Raw genomic sequence first — 14,535 nt, forward strand, 5'->3', positions numbered from 1 at the left:
GCAGGCAACAGCTGCCAGCAACTGCCCACCCACTCCAAACCATCCAGCGACTCAGTCCGGTACTTGACCAGCCTTTGCCCCCCGCCCCTTGAAATCCACAATGGGCGCCAGTCGGGCATCCCTGAGCTCATCCAGCGCGAACCCCAGCGCCTGCAAGGGGGCTGGCACACGCTTTTTGCTTATTTTCTGACCAGGCTTGACCGCCGGCTCATCGCTCCAGACGATCTGCCAGCCACCTGATTCGGCCCGCTCCAGCGTGCCACGAAACTTTTTGCGGGTGGCATTGACCTGCCCCACCGCCGCAGCACCGATGGGCGCCTTCAGGGTGAGGTCGATGACCGAACCTTCAAAACGCACAAAATCCTGCTCGTGGCGCAAGGGGCGATCAATGCCCGGCGACGAGACTTCGAGCCGTTTGTACTCAACCCCATCCACCTCCAGCGCAAACTGCAGCTGGCGGGTGACCTTTTCACAGTCTTCCACTGTGACGTATTGCTCGATGGCCGGATCTGGCGCATCCACCGCGGGCTGAACCCATGGCAAATCGATGGTGACGCGCAGCAAGCCCCCCGGAGATCGCTCGATCTCCACCAGGTCATAGCCCAGACCCGCCACAATTTGTTCAACGACTTGCTGTAATGCCACGTGTTCAGTTCAATCCCGGAAAAACAACACAACTTACGCAAATCAGGGTCAGGCCAGCTGCCACCCCATGGAAGCACCCCTCGTGCACCCTTGTTTGCGTAAGTCCAAAACAAAAAACCCGATAACCCCCGGAGACTCTTCCCCGACAGCTTCGAGCTCCAAAAGCATTCGACCAAAAAAAACGGGCGGTTGGTACCCGCCCGTTTGGTCGTGAGACCCGTATTGTAGCGTGCAAAGTGTTGTTTTGCAAAGATGCACACGGGGAAAGCTGTTGTCAATGCGCCCAGGCCAGTGCCCACGCGGCCTGCCGGACGATGCGATGCCAAAACGGCACCTGGCGCTTATCCAACAAGCGCGAGCAGCTACAACCGTGATAGCGGCTGCAGCAGTTCTGCGAGGTCGCTTTCGGTGAACATCGGCTCCTTGCGCGCAGCCGCGCCGCCATACAGGCTGCCTGCCAGCTGCGCCTTGCGCTCCTGCAGCGCCAGAATCTTCTCTTCAATCGTGCCTTGGGCGACCAGCTTGATCACCCACACGCTCTGTGTCTGGCCGATGCGGTGGGCGCGGTCGGTGGCCTGGGCTTCCACAGCGGGGTTCCACCACGGGTCGTAATGGATCACCGTATCGGCCTGGGGCAAATTGAGCCCCACCCCGCCCGCCTTGAGACTGATCAGAAACAGCGGCACCTGCCCGCTGGTGAACTGCTCGATGATCGCGTCGCGCTTTTGGCTTTGGCCGGTGAGCTTGACCCAGGGCAGTTTGCGCCTTTTCAGCTCGGCCTCGATCAGCGTGAGCATGCTGGTGAACTGCGAGAACAGCAAAATGCGCCGCCCCTCGGCCAACATTTCGGGCAGCAGCGCCATGAGCTGCTCCAGCTTGGCCGAAGTCTTGACCTTTTTGGCGGCATCCAGCGGCACCAGTTGCGGGTCGCAGCACACCTGGCGCAGCTTGAGCAGCGCATCGAGGATGGTGATCTGCGACTTGGCCAGCCCCTTGGACTGCAGTGCCTCGCGCACGGTTTTTTCCATGCCTAAGCGGATGGTTTCATACAGGTCGGCCTGCGCACCGGTCATTTCCACCGGCATCACGGTCTCGACCTTGGGCGGCAGTTCGCCAGCCACCAGCGCCTTGGTGCGGCGCAGCATGAACGGCGTGACGCGCGCGCGCAACTGCGCCATGCGCGCGCCGTCGCCCTGTTTTTCAATCGGCGCGCGAAACAGCTCGTTGAAGTGCCTCTGGCTGCCCAGAAAGCCGGGCATCAGAAAGTGGAACAAACTCCAGACCTCGCCCAGGTGGTTTTCCATGGGCGTGCCCGACAGGCACAGCCGGTGGCGCGCCTGCAACTGGCTCACCACCTGCGCGGCGTGGGTGCTGGCGTTCTTGATGTTCTGGGCTTCGTCGAGCACCACCAGATGCCATTCATGCGCCAGCCAGCGTTCGCGGTCGCGCTGCAGCAGTGAATACGGGGCAATGACCAGGTCGTGCTCGGCCAGCGAATCGGCCACCGCATGGCGGCCCGCGCCATGCAGCACCAGGCTGCGCAGGCCGGGGCAAAACCGCGCGGCCTCGCGCTGCCAGTTGCCCATCAGGCTCACGGGCGCAATGATGAGCGCGGGGTGGGTCAGGCGGCCCGCGTCTTTTTCGACCTGGATGTGCGCCAGGGTTTGCAGCGTTTTTCCCAGGCCCATGTCGTCGGCCAGCACGCCGGCCAGGCCATGGGTGCGCAAAAACTGCAGCCAGTTCAGGCCCTGCTGCTGATAGGGCCGCAGCGTGGCGTGCACGCTGGCGGGCAGCGGCACTTCGGGCAACGCGCTGGCACCCTTGAGCTGCGCCACCATGGCGCGCAAGGCGCCAGCGCCCTCCCACACGGCGCCCTCACCCAGCGCGGCGCTGGTGCGCAACGCATCCATGCGCGAGAGCTTGAGGCTGTCGCCGGTGAAGTCGTGGGCACGGTCGCCCACGAGGTCCAGCAATGCCGCCATCCAGGGCCGCAGCGTGTCGGTGGGCAGGCGCACAAAGCCGGGGCCCGCCTGCGACGGCAGATAGACATGCGACGGCAACTGGGGCAAACCGGTTTCGGGGTCTGGCGGGTGGGCCGCAGCAGCGGCAATCAGATCGGGCAGCCAGGGCAGGATGTTGTGGCGCACGCCGTTGATCTCGATGCCCAGCGACAGCGCAAACCAGGGCGATGTGGCCTCGTCGTCGCCCTCGGGCTGCAACGCCACGGCCAGTGTGTCGGCGTGCGTGATCCAGCCAGAGAGCGCGGCATCGAGCGTGACGTCAAACCCCGCCTCGCGCAGCACCCCGAAACCGTTGTCGGCCCAGTGCATCCAATCGTTTTGCGGGCGGTCGCCAGGGATGCCGAACAGGCCATCGTCGGTGGCCAGCAGGCCCAGGTCCATCAGCCGCTCGATGGCACCGAGCTCGGCTTGTGCATCGCGCTGCAGCAACACTTGGCCGCCATCTGCCGCCGGCACCAGCACATCCAGCTCCTGCCCCACCCACCAGCCCACATGGCCCTGGTAGTCGAACCGCAGCTGTGCGGTGATGAGGCCCAGGTCGGGCACATCGCCCGCCGGCACGGGCGCCAGATGCAGACGCGCCACGGGTTGCACGCCCTGCACCCGCGTGAGCGGCCCGAGCACCGGCGGCAATGGCAGCACACCGCCCAGGCGGCTGGCGACCTCGGCCTGGTGCTTTTGCAGCGCGGCGGCGCTCAGCGCGGGCGTCTTGAACAGCAGGGCGAGCCGTGCAGCGCTCAGGCCTTCGGCCTGCACCGCGCCAACCACGCCGTGGTCGGCATCGAGGTACAGCGGGGGGCTGTTGCCGCACAGCGTGGCCGACGCCGCAGGCAGGCTGGCACCCAGGGCCCAGGTGCTTTCACCCCCTGCGGCTGGCGTGGACTCGCGCCATGCCCAGGTGATGGGCAGCGGCTCGCCCCAGCGCAGCGGCGCGCCCACGGTGGAGCCCCCCACGTCGGCAAACAGGCGGCCGGTGCTGGCCGCCTGCTGCAGCGCGAGAACGCCCGCCGCGCCCTCCAGCACCCCCGATGGCGCAAGGCTATAGGCCGAGTAGTAACCCAGGTTGCGCGGCATGGCCCGCAGCAGTTGCAGCACCTGGTGGTCGGCATCGCTGGCGCGGTCATACACGGCCTGCCCCGGGCCAGGCTGCGTGCGAATCGGCTTGGGCTTGGCCCAGCCGCCGGTGACTTTGGGGTAAGACACCACGGCCTCCAGCTGCATTTGCGGCGCGGTGGCGCGCGGCAGCGTCACGGTGGAGAGCAGGTACAGATACTGTTCGGGCCGATCCGGCCTGGCTCCCGGGGCTGGCGTGGCTGGCACGCCCGAGGCGCTGTCCCAGTCGTGCAACCAGTGCACCAGCCGGGCTTCGGCCTCTGCGCGCGCCTGGGCCTCCTTGCGCTGTTGCAGCGCTTGCAGCGCATCGGCGCTGGGCGCGGGTGGCTGCTCCAGCGCCAGGCCCTCTTGCGCCGCTTCCAGCGTCAACGCCACTGCGTGCTTGCAATCCACGCCCACGGGGCAACTGCAGTCACCCGACCATTGCTTGACCTGGCCATTGGGCGCGATGACCAGTTCCACCGACACCTCATAGGGGTCGAACAGGCTGCCCTGCACCTCGCCATCCATCAGCCAGCGGCCATCGCCATCGGGTTCGATATCGAGGTGGAGCACGTCCGCGTTGCGATAAAGCCCCATGCCACGCGACCAGGCGCCCTTGTCGCACTGCGCCTGCAACGAACGAAGATCAAACCACGAAGAGCGCACCATAGGAAAACCAAGTAAAAAGTGCCTCTAGCGCTTTATGAATAAGCGCCTGCAGCTATAAAAACAGGAGTAAAAACACCCACCGAGCCCGCAACACGCATCGCTTCCGCTCCGCGCCTGCGCGCGCACACTGGTGCCAACAGGTGCCACAAGACCCGGCGACTAGGCCCCGCGCGCGGCGCGCACGCGCTCGAACAGTTCCTGGGCCTCGCCCCCTGCCCCGGCGGCGCTTGGTGCACCGGCCTGCAGGCTGGTCAACAGCCTGGCCAGCACAGGCGCCTGCGGCAGCAGCGGCCCCAGAAACAAGGCCCGGCGGCCGTCGGCAATCAGCAGCGTGGGGAAGGTCTCCACGTCCAGATCGCCCGCGATTTCGGATTCGTCCTCGATGTCCACCCACTCAAAACGCATGCCGGGGTGCGCACGCGCCAATTCGTCAAACAGGGGCTGGTAGTCGCGACAGGTGCCGCACCAGCCGGCGCACAGGCACACCGCCCACCAGCCGCTGCCAGGGGCCGCTGGGTGGATTTCTGGCAACGCGGCCGGGCTGTGCATCGGGGGGTTCTCCTTCAAGACCCGCGCCGCTCCCGGGCACGGTAAACGCCAATGGTACCCACTGCGCTCGCCTGGTTGCCCCAGGCATTGCGCACAAAGGTGCTGACCGCCGCCACGTCCTCGTCGCCCAGCACCTGCATGAAGGGCGGCATGCCGTGCGGGCGCGGGTTGCCCGCCGTGGCCGGCAGATAGCCGCCCTGCAGCACCATGCGCACGAGGTTGGTGGGGTCTTGCAGCATCACGGCGCGGTTGCCGGCCAGGGCCGGGAACGCACCCGGTTGACCCTCGCCCTTGTCGCCATGGCACTGCGCGCAGTGCTGCTCATACACCTTGGCACCGCGCTCCAGCGTGGCGGCCGCGGGCTTGGCCACCGCCGTGGCGGCGAGGGCCTGCTGCGGCAGCGCCCGCAGATACACGGCCATCGCCTGGGCGTCGGCATCGCTCAAATACTGCGTGCTGCGAAACACCACCTCGGCCATGGGCCCGGTGACCGAGCCCTGCGGCGCCACGCCGGTTTTGAGCAGGGCCACCACGTCTTCGACAGGCCAGTGCGCCACGCCCGCCTCGGCAGCGGCATTGAGTGCCGGCGCATACCAGTTTTGCACCGGAATCAGCCCGCCGCTGAAAGCCTGCGCGGGGTTGCTGGCGCCCAGCGCATTGCGCGGTGTGTGGCAGGCGGCGCAGTGGCCCAGGCCGTTGACCAGATAGGCACCCCGGTTCCATTGCGCCAACTGCGTGGGCTCGGCCGGTGGCGCGCCGGGCGCAAGCGTTGCCCCCCTCGCTCCGCCGCTTTGCGGGTCGCCGCCCCCCAAGGGGGCCGCTTTTTCAGCTGGGGGCGGCCCGGCGGTAAAAAACAACGCCCGCCACACGCCCAGGGCCGCCTGCGTGCTGTAGGGAAAGCGCAGCGCGTGCGGCCGGTTGGCCTGCGCCACGGCGGGCAGGCTTTGCAGATAGGCATGGATGGCGTCGGAATCCTCGCGCGTCACCTGCGTGTAATTGGGGTAGGGAAACGCCGGGTACAGCAGGCGCCCGTCTTTGGAGCGGCCGTTGTGCAGCGCGCGCCAGAACTCGGCGGCCGACCAGTTGCCGATGCCCGTGGCCTTGTCGGGCGTGAGGTTGGAGGTGTGGATCACACCAAACGGCGTGTCGATGCCGCGCCCGCCCGCATAGGGCGCACCGCCCTGCACGGTGTGGCAGGCCATGCAGTTGCCCACGCGCGCCAGGTATTCGCCACGGGCCACCAGTTCGGGCGTGCTTTGCAGGGCTTCGCCGGCGGTCAACGGCGCTTCGCCGCGCAGGTTCAGCGCCACCACGGCGGCGGCGCCCAGGCCCAGAGCGGCCATGGTGGAAGAGATCGTCCAGAGGATGCGTTTCATGGTGTTCCCCTTCAACGCGCCGCCGCGTCCACCACCGGCACACCATCGACACCACCGCAGCGCACGGGCATGGCCGCTGCCAGCCGGTCGGCGGGCTTGCCATCCACCGGCACCGGCTGGGCCGCCAGCCAGGCCGATACCGCACTCACCTCCTCGGGCGAAAGCTGGCGCGCAATATCGGCCATGCAATCGGGCGCCTGCGCGCGGCGCTGGCCGGTTTGCCAGGCCCCGAGCTGGCTGTTGAGGTAGTCGCGCGGCAGGCCCAGCAAGCCGGGAATCGACGGCTGCAGCCCCGTCATCGCCTGGCCGTGGCATTGCACGCAGGCGGGCAGCCGGCGCGCCGCATCGCCCTGCTGCACCAGCTGGCGCCCGCGCTCCAACACCTGCGGCGCGGCCTGGGGCGCCGGGGGCGGCGCATAGGGCACCTGCAGCGCGGCAAAGTGGGTGGCGATCTCGCGCAGATAGTCGTCCGTGAGGTGCTCGATGAGGTAGCCCATCTGCGGGTAGCTGCGCCGCCCGTCCCGAAAATTGAGCAGCTGGTTGTACAGGTAGCCCGCCGGCTTGCCCGCGATGCGCGGAAAGTAACCGTCTGGCGTGGCGCGGCCTTCCTTGCCATGGCAGGTGGTGCAGGCCAGCACGCGCGGCGCCATGGCGCTGGCGGCCGTGGCCGGCGTTTCAGGAGCAGCGCGGGCCGGCGTGGCAACCAGGGCGGTTGCGCCCAGTGCGGCAACCCATAGCAAGGGCAACAAGGAACGCCGTGATTGAAGCAGGCAATAGGTCATGGGCGGATTCTGACGGGAAAGCAATGCACCCATACGGGTGCGAGCAAGCTACAAAAACAATAGCTGCATGCGCATACTGGTAAAGCGCAAACAGCCATTTTTATCTAATTATTGACTGGTTTCTCAAGTCGCTCATTCCAAGTGGTGGATTGCGCCAAGAACCTGTTCACGAACTCAGCCTCTCAGCGCAGCACGGTGATGGACCCGAACCGCAGGTGGTGCATGAACTCGCGCAGGATCAGCAGCGCGGCAGCGAAGTCGGCGCCTTGTGGCAAGCCCTCGCGCGCAACCGGGCGCCCTTCGGCCACGGCGGCCAGGCGCTCAAACACCCGTTCCATGGCATCGAGCGGCATTGCCATCGATTCACCGGGCGCCACACCCGCCAGCAGGGCCATCTCGCGCACCACCGCGTCGGCACACAGCAAGGCCGAGCCCGGCGCCAGCATGGGCACCGCCCGGATCACCTCGTCTTCGACGGTGGCAATGGCGTTTTCCATCTCCAGCGGCGTGGGCGGGCTGCGCTTGAAAAATTGCCGCGCCGTTTTCTGCGCGCCAATGTCCAGCACCAGCCAGGCAGCGGCCTCATCGCCCGGCCCCGTGGCAACGGCGGTGTGTTCGGCGCCGATGTGCAGCACCGTGACAGCCCCTTGCAGCCCCGCACCGGCGCGCAGGTGGCGGAAACGGGCGCGGATGTCGGCCTGGGCGGCCAGGGCATCCGGTGCGGGTGGCGAGTGAGCGGGTGAGGGTTCGTTCATGGGTGTTCCTTGTGCAGACGGGGCCCGGGTTGGCTGCGAAGTCGGTGCGGCTGTTCAGCGCGCCTGCTCGAAATCGATGAAACCGCGCTCCACGTTCGTGCTGACCAGCTTCACGCGGATTTTCGCCCCCACGTCGAGGTTGAAATCCCCCGCCACCAGCAGGCCCTCGGCCGGCGGCGTGAAGATGCGCACCCAGGTGGCGATTTCGCTGCGGCCGGTGACGATGGCGTCAAACCGCTGGCCGATCAACCCCTGCATGAACAGCGCTGCCTCGGATTTGCGCACGCTGCGCTCCACCTTTTGGGCCGCGTCTTCCTGGTGGGTGCAATGCTCGGCCAGCGTGGTCAGTTCGGCCAGGCCATAGGGCGCACGCTCGCCCGACAGCAGCGCCTTGACCATGCGCAGGCTCACCAGATCAGGGTAACGGCGGTTGGGCGCCGTGGAATGCGTGTAGTCGCGCACGGCCAGGCCGAAGTGGCCGATGGGCTCGCCCCGCGCGTGCTCCACCACATACTCGCCCGACCCCATCAGCTTGACTATGACCAGCGACAGATCGGGAAAGCGCAGCGGATCGGCCTTGCGCTGGCGCGCCAGAAAACCCTCGAGCGCGCGCGAATCGGGCTCTTTGGGCAGCGCCTCGCCATACTTGCTGGCCACTTCCACGATGCGCAGCCAGCGCTCGGGCGAGCGCACCACCCGCCGCAAGGCGCTGCCGCCATGCTGCGCCAGAAACTGCGCGGTGCAGGTGTTGGTGGCGATCATGAATTCTTCGATGAGCTGGCGCGCCCGGTTCTGCGCTTGCTGGCGAATGTCCACCACGCGGTCGCCGTCGAACACCGCGCGCGGCTGGAAGGTCTCCAGATCGAGCGAGCCCTGCTCGCGCCGGCGCGCGCGCATGCGCTGGGCCACCGCATCCTGGGTGCGCAGCTGCTCGTCCATGCCGGGCACCGCGCGCGCGGCCTCGGGCAGGTCACCCGCGCCCTCGATCCACGCGGCCACCGCGTCGTAGGCCAGCTTGGCCTGGTTGCGCACCCGCGCACGGTGCACGGTGGAATGGGTGACGACGCCCTCGGCATCCACCACCATTTCGGTCACGATGGCGATGCGCTCCTGGCCGGGGTTCAGCGAGGTGAGGTCGGTGGACAGACGCTCGGGCAGCATCGGAAACACCCGCGCCGATGTATACACCGACGTGGTGTTGGTGTGCGCGTGCTGGTCGATGGCCGAGTTCTTTTTGACCAGGGCGTCCACATCGGCCACGGCCACAAAAATCTTCACGGCGCCATGGCCCAAGGGGCCGCAGGCCGTGAGCTGGTCGAGGTCGCGCGAGTCGTCGTTGTCGATCGAGCACCAGGGCAGCGCGGTCAGGTCGCGGATGCGCGGGTCGTCGTCCTGCGCGGCGGCGTCGATGGTCTGCAGCTGCTGCAGGGCGCGCGGCGGAAACTCGGGCTCCAGGCCGCGCTCCTTCATGGCATCAATGGCAATGCGCACCAGGTCGCTGCGGTGAAAGGTGTGTGGTTTGTCCATGGCCCAAATGTAAGTTGCCGCTGCGATCAGCGCCCCCCGACTGCGGCGGGCTTCGACGCAATAAACACCACCATGGCCGCCACCGACAGCACCGCGGCCAACCCGAAAGCCAGGGCTGGCGCCACCGCCCACAGGGCGCCCGCCATCAGCGATGCGGGCAGGTACAAGCCACCCGTGACGAAGTTGTAGACGCCCATGGCCGTGGCGCGGCGCTCGGGCTCCAGGTCGGCGATGAAGGCCTTGCTTTGCGACTCTTCGATGGCATAGAACACGCCATACAGGCAAAAAATGCCCACCATTTCCCCGCGGCTGGCCGCCAGCACCAGCCACACATTGAGGGCCGCATACAGCGCATAGCCCAGCACCACGATGCGGCTGCGCCCCACCCTGTCGCCCAGCCGCCCCACCAGCGGCGCCGCCACCACGCAGATGGCATTGAACAGCGCATACAGCAGCACGATGTCGGTCATGCCAAAGCCCACGGCATGGGCCTTGAGCAAGACAAAGCCCAGGCTGAAATACGCCAGCGCAAACACCCCTGCCGGCACCAGAAAACGCTTGAACGCCGGGCTGAGCTGCTGCCAGTTCTGCCGCACGCTCTCGCGCGCATGGGGCTGGCCGCGCTGGTCGGGGATGCGCGTGAGCACCACCACGGCCACCACCGCCGGCACAAAGGCCACCAGAAACAGCAGGCTGTAGGTGCTGGCCGATTCGCCCAGCGATTGGAGCACCGCATAAGCCACCAGCGGGCCCAGCACGGCGCCCGCCTTGTCCAGGGCCTTGTGCACGCCAAACGCATAGCCACGCGACTCCTTGGCGGCCATCGACGACAGCCAGGCATCGCGCGGCGGGCCGCGAAAGCCCTTGCCCAGCCGCTCGATGACGCGAAAGACCGACAACCCCACGATGGACGACGACACCAGCAAGATCAGCTTGGCCAGTGTCGAAAAGCCGTAGCCCGCCGTGGCAAACCACTTGCGCCGGCCACTGCGGTCTGAAAGCCAGCCGGCCAGGTAATTGAGGGAAGACGCCGAAAAATCTGCCAGGCCCTCGATCAACCCCAGCAACGCCGTCGAGGCACCGGCCACCGTGGTGAAGAACACGGCAAACACCGAGAAGATCATCTCGGAGCTCAGGTCGGTCAAAAAACTCACCAGGCCCAGCCTGAGCACATCGGGATGGATCGTGCCGCGTGCGGTGATGGCGGTGGTGGCCGGGTCGGCAGCGGAATCTTCGCGAACGGACGGGCGCATCGTGTTTCCTCAGCGGTACGGTGCTCGCATTGTGCAACGCCATCGGCGTGAAGATGCACCACGTCACTATTAAAACAATAGCTGCTAGCGCTTGCTACATAAGCGCTAACAGCCTATTTCATTCCAACCACCAAAACCGCAAGCCCAGCGCCATCTCGCATCCCTACACTGGCGGCAGGCCCTGCTACGAAGGGAACCGGCGGCCCACCATGGCCTATTAACCCATGAGGAAGATTGCGATGCCCACCAATCCAGCCCCACCGCCCCGCGCAGCGTCCATGCCACCAGGCCTGAGCGCCACCGAAGCGGCCCGCCGCCTGAGCGCCGAAGGCCCCAACCTGCTGCCCGGCAGCGCACCCAAATCCATGCTCGCCATCGTGCGCGATGTGCTCACCGAACCCATGTTTCTCATGCTGCTGGCAGCTGGCGGCATCTACCTGGCGCTGGGCGACCGCGCCGAGGCGCTGTTTTTGCTGGGCTTTGTGTTCGTGGTCATCGGCATCACGCTGGCGCAAGAGCGCAAAACGCAGCGCGCGCTCAAATCGCTGCGCGACCTGTCGGCCCCGCGCGCGCTGGTGATTCGCGACGGCCAGGAGCAGCGCATTGCCGGGCGCGACGTGGTGCGCGGCGACCTGCTGGTGCTGCACGAGGGCGACCGCATTGCCGCCGACGCGTTGCTGCTCGACGGCCAACTCGAAGTGGACGAATCCCTGCTCACCGGCGAAGCCGTGCCCGTGGCCAAACTGCCCGCAGCACCCAACGAGCAGCCGCCGGCAAGCATGGCGGCTATCTACGCCAGCACCGTGGTCACGCGTGGCGTGGGTGTGGCCGAGGTGTGCGCCACGGCGGCCCACACGGCCGTGGGGCGCATCGGCGCCGACTTGGCGGCAACCACCGAGCCGCCTTCTGCGCTGCAACAGGGCTCGCGCCGGCTGGTGCGCACGCTGGGCACGGCCGCCGTCGTGCTGGCGCTGGCGCAGGTGCTGCTGGGCTGGTGGTGGAATGGCCGCCCGCTGCTCGACAGCCTGCTGTCGGGCATTGCGTTGGCCATGGCCATCCTGCCCGAGGAGATTCCGGTCATCCTGACCGTGTTTCTGGCGCTGGGGGCCTGGCGCATTGCACACCAGAAGGTGCTGACGCGGCGCGTCACCGCCGTCGAGGCACTGGGCGCCATCACCGTGCTGGCGGTGGACAAGACGGGCACGCTCACCCTGAACCGCATGGCAGTGGCCGGGCTTGCCACCGCCGACCAGCATTTCGACCCCGAAGGCGCCAGCGACTTGCCCGAGCACTTCCACCTGCTGACCGAGTTCGCCATGCTGGCCACGCCGGGCGACCCGTTCGACCCCATGGAAAAGGCCATCCAGCATTTTGGCCACCAGTGGCTGCAGGGCACCGAGCATGTGCATGACGGGCGCGAGCCCGAGTTTGAATACGCCCTGTCGGGCGAGATTCTGGCCATGACGCGCGTTTTTGCCAGCGATGAGCCCAACATGCACCTGCTGGCCACCAAGGGCGCGCCCGAGGCCGTGGCCGACCTGTGCCACCTGGATGCAGCGCGGCGCGATGCCATCCGCCGCCAGGTGGAGGCCATGGCCGAGCGCGGCCTGCGCGTGCTGGGTGTGGCGCGCGGCCGCTGGAAGGGCGTGGCCCCGGCCGCCAGCCAGAGCCCGCCCTGGCCGCAGAGCCAGCACGACTTCGACTTTGATTTTCTGGGCCTGGTGGCGCTGGCCGACCCGCCGCGCCCCGAGGTGCCTGCCGCGCTGGCCGAATGCCGGCGCGCGGGCGTGCGCGTGATCATGATGACTGGCGATCACCCCGCCACGGCCCGCGCCATCGCGCAGCAGGTGGGCCTCTCAGACCGCCCCGACGTCATCACCGGCGCGCAGCTGCAGGCGCTGGACGACGCTGCCCTGACAGAACGACTGCGCCATGTGGACCTGTGCGCGCGCCTGCAGCCCCAGCACAAGCTGCGCCTGGTGCAACTGCTGCGCGCCAGTGGCGAGGTGGTGGCCATGACGGGCGACGGCGTGAACGATGCGCCCGCCCTCAAGGCCGCCGACGTGGGCATTGCCATGGGCGAGCGCGGCACCGACGTGGCGCGCGAGGCCGCCGCGCTGGTGCTGCTGGACGACAGCTTTGCCCGCATCGTCGCCGCCATCCGCCAGGGGCGGCGCATCGACGGCAACATCCGCAAGGCCATTCGCTTCACCTTTGCGGTGCACGCCCCCATCATTGCGCTGGTGCTGGTGCCCACGCTGCTGAAATGGCCCACGCTGCTGATGCCGGTGCATATCGTGCTGCTGCAGTTGCTGATCGACCCCACCTGCGCCGTCGTGCTGGAGGCCGAGCCCGAAGACAGCGCCAGCATGGAGCGGCCGCCACGGCCGGTTTCCGACTCGCCCTTTGCCATCGGCCCCCTGGTGTCCTCGGTGCTGCAGGGCCTGGGCATGGCCGCCCTGCTGTTGGGCGGTCAGTACTGGCTGGCTGGCCAGGGCTGGGGCAGCGCGCAAAGCCGCACCGTGGTGTTTGGCACGCTGGTGCTGTGCGTCATGCTGCTGATTCTGGCCAACCGCGACCTGTCGCGCACTGCGCTGCAAAGCATCACCACACCCAACCCCTGGCTGTGGCGCATTGCCGCCGCGATGGTGGTGTTGCTGGCGGCGGTGCTGGGCATTCCCTGGCTGCGCACACTCATGGGGCTGGCGCTGCCCGGCACCCCAGGCGTGGTGGTGGCCGCTGGCCTGCTGGCGCTGTGCCTGGCCTGGCTGGAACTGGTGCGGCGGGCAGCTCGGCACCGCCTGATTGCCTGATTGCCTGATTGCCTGATCGCCTGATTGCCTGTGGCAGTTACGCAGCGCCACCGCCGCGCGCGGGCTGCGCGGCATGGTCCAGGTCAGGCTTGCGCCACGGGTCCACATGGGTCATGAGGTTGAGCACGCGGTGGCGTTGCAGCACGCGCTGGCGGGCCTGCACGGCGATGTCGTGGCCCGCTTCCACCGTGAGCGCGGCGTTCACCTCCAGGTGCGCATCCACCACGATCATGTCGCCCATCTTGCGCGTGCGCACATCGTGCACACCGCTCACGCCAGGGGTTTCGAGCAGCGTCTGGCGGATGGCCTGCACCTCCTGCTCGTCCACCGAGCGGTCCATCAGGTCGTGCAAGGCGTCCCAGCCAAACTCCCAGCCCATCTTGGCCACCATGAAGCCGACGATGAGTGCTGCAATGGGGTCCAGGATGGGGTAGCCGGCCAGGTTGCCCGCAATGCCGATGCCCACCACCAGCGACGAAGCCGCATCCGAGCGCGCATGCCAGGCGTTGGCCACCAGCATGCCCGACTTGACGCGCTTGGCCACGGCCAGCATGTAGCGAAACAGCAGCTCCTTGCCCACCAGCGCGGCCCCCGCCACCCACAGGGCGATCACATGCACCTGCGGCACGGCTTGCGGGTTCTCCAGCTTGACCACCGCCGACCACACCATGCCCGCGCCCACCCCCAGCAGCAACAGGCCCAGCACCAGCGAGGCCGCCGTCTCGAAGCGGTGGTGGCCGTAGGGGTGGCCCTCGTCAGCGTCTTTTTGGGCATGGTGGTTGGCGAACAGCACCACGAAATCGGCCACCAGGTCGGACAGCGAGTGGATGCCGTCGGCAATCAGGCCCTGGGATTTGGCCAGCACCCCCACCACGATCTGGATGGTGGACAACACCAGGTTGACGCCCACACTCACCCAGGTGCTGCGCGATGCGGCGGCCGCACGCTGCGCGGGGGTGTGCGCGGTGTCTTCAGCGTCGTCGGCAAAGTCGTTGAAATTCATGGTGGATGCCTGTCAGACAGGCCGAGAACAAAAGGAAACCGCAAGGG

10 protein-coding genes are annotated in these 14,535 nt (G+C 67.5%); 1 reads left to right on the forward strand and 9 read right to left on the reverse strand.

Features of this window, described 5'->3' with window-relative positions; all coding sequences use genetic code 11:
- Positions 1–51: 51 nt before the first annotated feature.
- From rimP to J8G26_RS11535, 8 genes are all read right to left on the reverse strand, one after another.
- Positions 52–645: a ribosome maturation factor RimP gene (rimP, locus tag J8G26_RS11500; protein WP_210569011.1), complete on the reverse strand. Its 594-nt coding sequence runs from the start codon at positions 643–645 to the stop codon at positions 52–54.
- A 362-nt stretch (positions 646–1,007) separates the two neighbouring features.
- Entirely contained in the window at positions 1,008–4,358 is a 3,351-nt protein-coding gene (locus tag J8G26_RS11505; protein ID WP_210569043.1) for a DEAD/DEAH box helicase, read from the reverse strand.
- A 231-nt stretch (positions 4,359–4,589) separates the two neighbouring features.
- Complete coding sequence (locus J8G26_RS11510; RefSeq protein WP_210569012.1) at positions 4,590–4,979, reverse strand: thioredoxin family protein; 390 nt, start codon at positions 4,977–4,979, stop codon at positions 4,590–4,592.
- A 14-nt stretch (positions 4,980–4,993) separates the two neighbouring features.
- Positions 4,994–6,355 (reverse strand): cytochrome c, encoded by a 1,362-nt coding sequence (locus tag J8G26_RS11515; RefSeq protein ID WP_210569013.1) that lies wholly within the window; start codon positions 6,353–6,355, stop codon positions 4,994–4,996.
- Between the two features lie 11 nt (positions 6,356–6,366).
- Complete coding sequence (locus tag J8G26_RS11520; protein WP_246881364.1) at positions 6,367–7,137, reverse strand: c-type cytochrome; 771 nt, start codon at positions 7,135–7,137, stop codon at positions 6,367–6,369.
- Positions 7,138–7,319: 182 nt separating this feature from the next.
- Entirely contained in the window at positions 7,320–7,892 is a 573-nt protein-coding gene (locus J8G26_RS11525; RefSeq protein WP_198314772.1) for a hypothetical protein, read from the reverse strand.
- A 54-nt stretch (positions 7,893–7,946) separates the two neighbouring features.
- Positions 7,947–9,419 (reverse strand): RNB domain-containing ribonuclease, encoded by a 1,473-nt coding sequence (locus J8G26_RS11530; RefSeq protein ID WP_210569014.1) that lies wholly within the window; start codon positions 9,417–9,419, stop codon positions 7,947–7,949.
- 26 nt (positions 9,420–9,445) lie between these two features.
- Positions 9,446–10,672: an MFS transporter gene (locus J8G26_RS11535; protein ID WP_087745129.1), complete on the reverse strand. Its 1,227-nt coding sequence runs from the start codon at positions 10,670–10,672 to the stop codon at positions 9,446–9,448.
- Between the two features lie 239 nt (positions 10,673–10,911).
- Between J8G26_RS11535 and J8G26_RS11540 the strand changes: the two genes are divergently transcribed.
- A complete protein-coding gene (locus tag J8G26_RS11540; protein ID WP_210569015.1) occupies positions 10,912–13,485 on the forward strand; it encodes a cation-translocating P-type ATPase in 2,574 nt (857 codons plus the stop codon).
- Positions 13,486–13,522: 37 nt separating this feature from the next.
- Here the strand turns inward: J8G26_RS11540 and J8G26_RS11545 are convergent, their stop codons facing one another.
- Positions 13,523–14,488, reverse strand: a complete 966-nt coding sequence (locus J8G26_RS11545) for a cation diffusion facilitator family transporter (protein WP_087745126.1) — start codon at positions 14,486–14,488, stop codon at positions 13,523–13,525.
- Positions 14,489–14,535 lie beyond the last annotated feature (47 nt).

This window comes from Acidovorax sp. JG5, assembly GCF_017939685.1.
Classification (GTDB): Bacteria; Pseudomonadota; Gammaproteobacteria; order Burkholderiales; family Burkholderiaceae_C; genus Acidovorax.

What these genes read in the sequence shown, in the direction of transcription:
- J8G26_RS11505 (WP_210569043.1), bottom strand. Translation starts at nt 4,358, where the DNA reads ATGGGGCTTTATCGCAACGCGGACGTGCTCCACCTCGATATCGAACCC.
- J8G26_RS11510 (WP_210569012.1), bottom strand. Translation starts at nt 4,979, where the DNA reads ATGCACAGCCCGGCCGCGTTGCCAGAAATCCACCCAGCGGCCCCTGGC.
- J8G26_RS11515 (WP_210569013.1), bottom strand. Translation starts at nt 6,355, where the DNA reads ATGAAACGCATCCTCTGGACGATCTCTTCCACCATGGCCGCTCTGGGC.
- J8G26_RS11520 (WP_246881364.1), bottom strand. Translation starts at nt 7,137, where the DNA reads ATGACCTATTGCCTGCTTCAATCACGGCGTTCCTTGTTGCCCTTGCTA.
- J8G26_RS11525 (WP_198314772.1), bottom strand. Translation starts at nt 7,892, where the DNA reads ATGAACGAACCCTCACCCGCTCACTCGCCACCCGCACCGGATGCCCTG.
- J8G26_RS11530 (WP_210569014.1), bottom strand. Translation starts at nt 9,419, where the DNA reads ATGGACAAACCACACACCTTTCACCGCAGCGACCTGGTGCGCATTGCC.
- J8G26_RS11535 (WP_087745129.1), bottom strand. Translation starts at nt 10,672, where the DNA reads ATGCGCCCGTCCGTTCGCGAAGATTCCGCTGCCGACCCGGCCACCACC.
- J8G26_RS11540 (WP_210569015.1), top strand. Translation starts at nt 10,912, where the DNA reads ATGCCCACCAATCCAGCCCCACCGCCCCGCGCAGCGTCCATGCCACCA.
- J8G26_RS11545 (WP_087745126.1), bottom strand. Translation starts at nt 14,488, where the DNA reads ATGAATTTCAACGACTTTGCCGACGACGCTGAAGACACCGCGCACACC.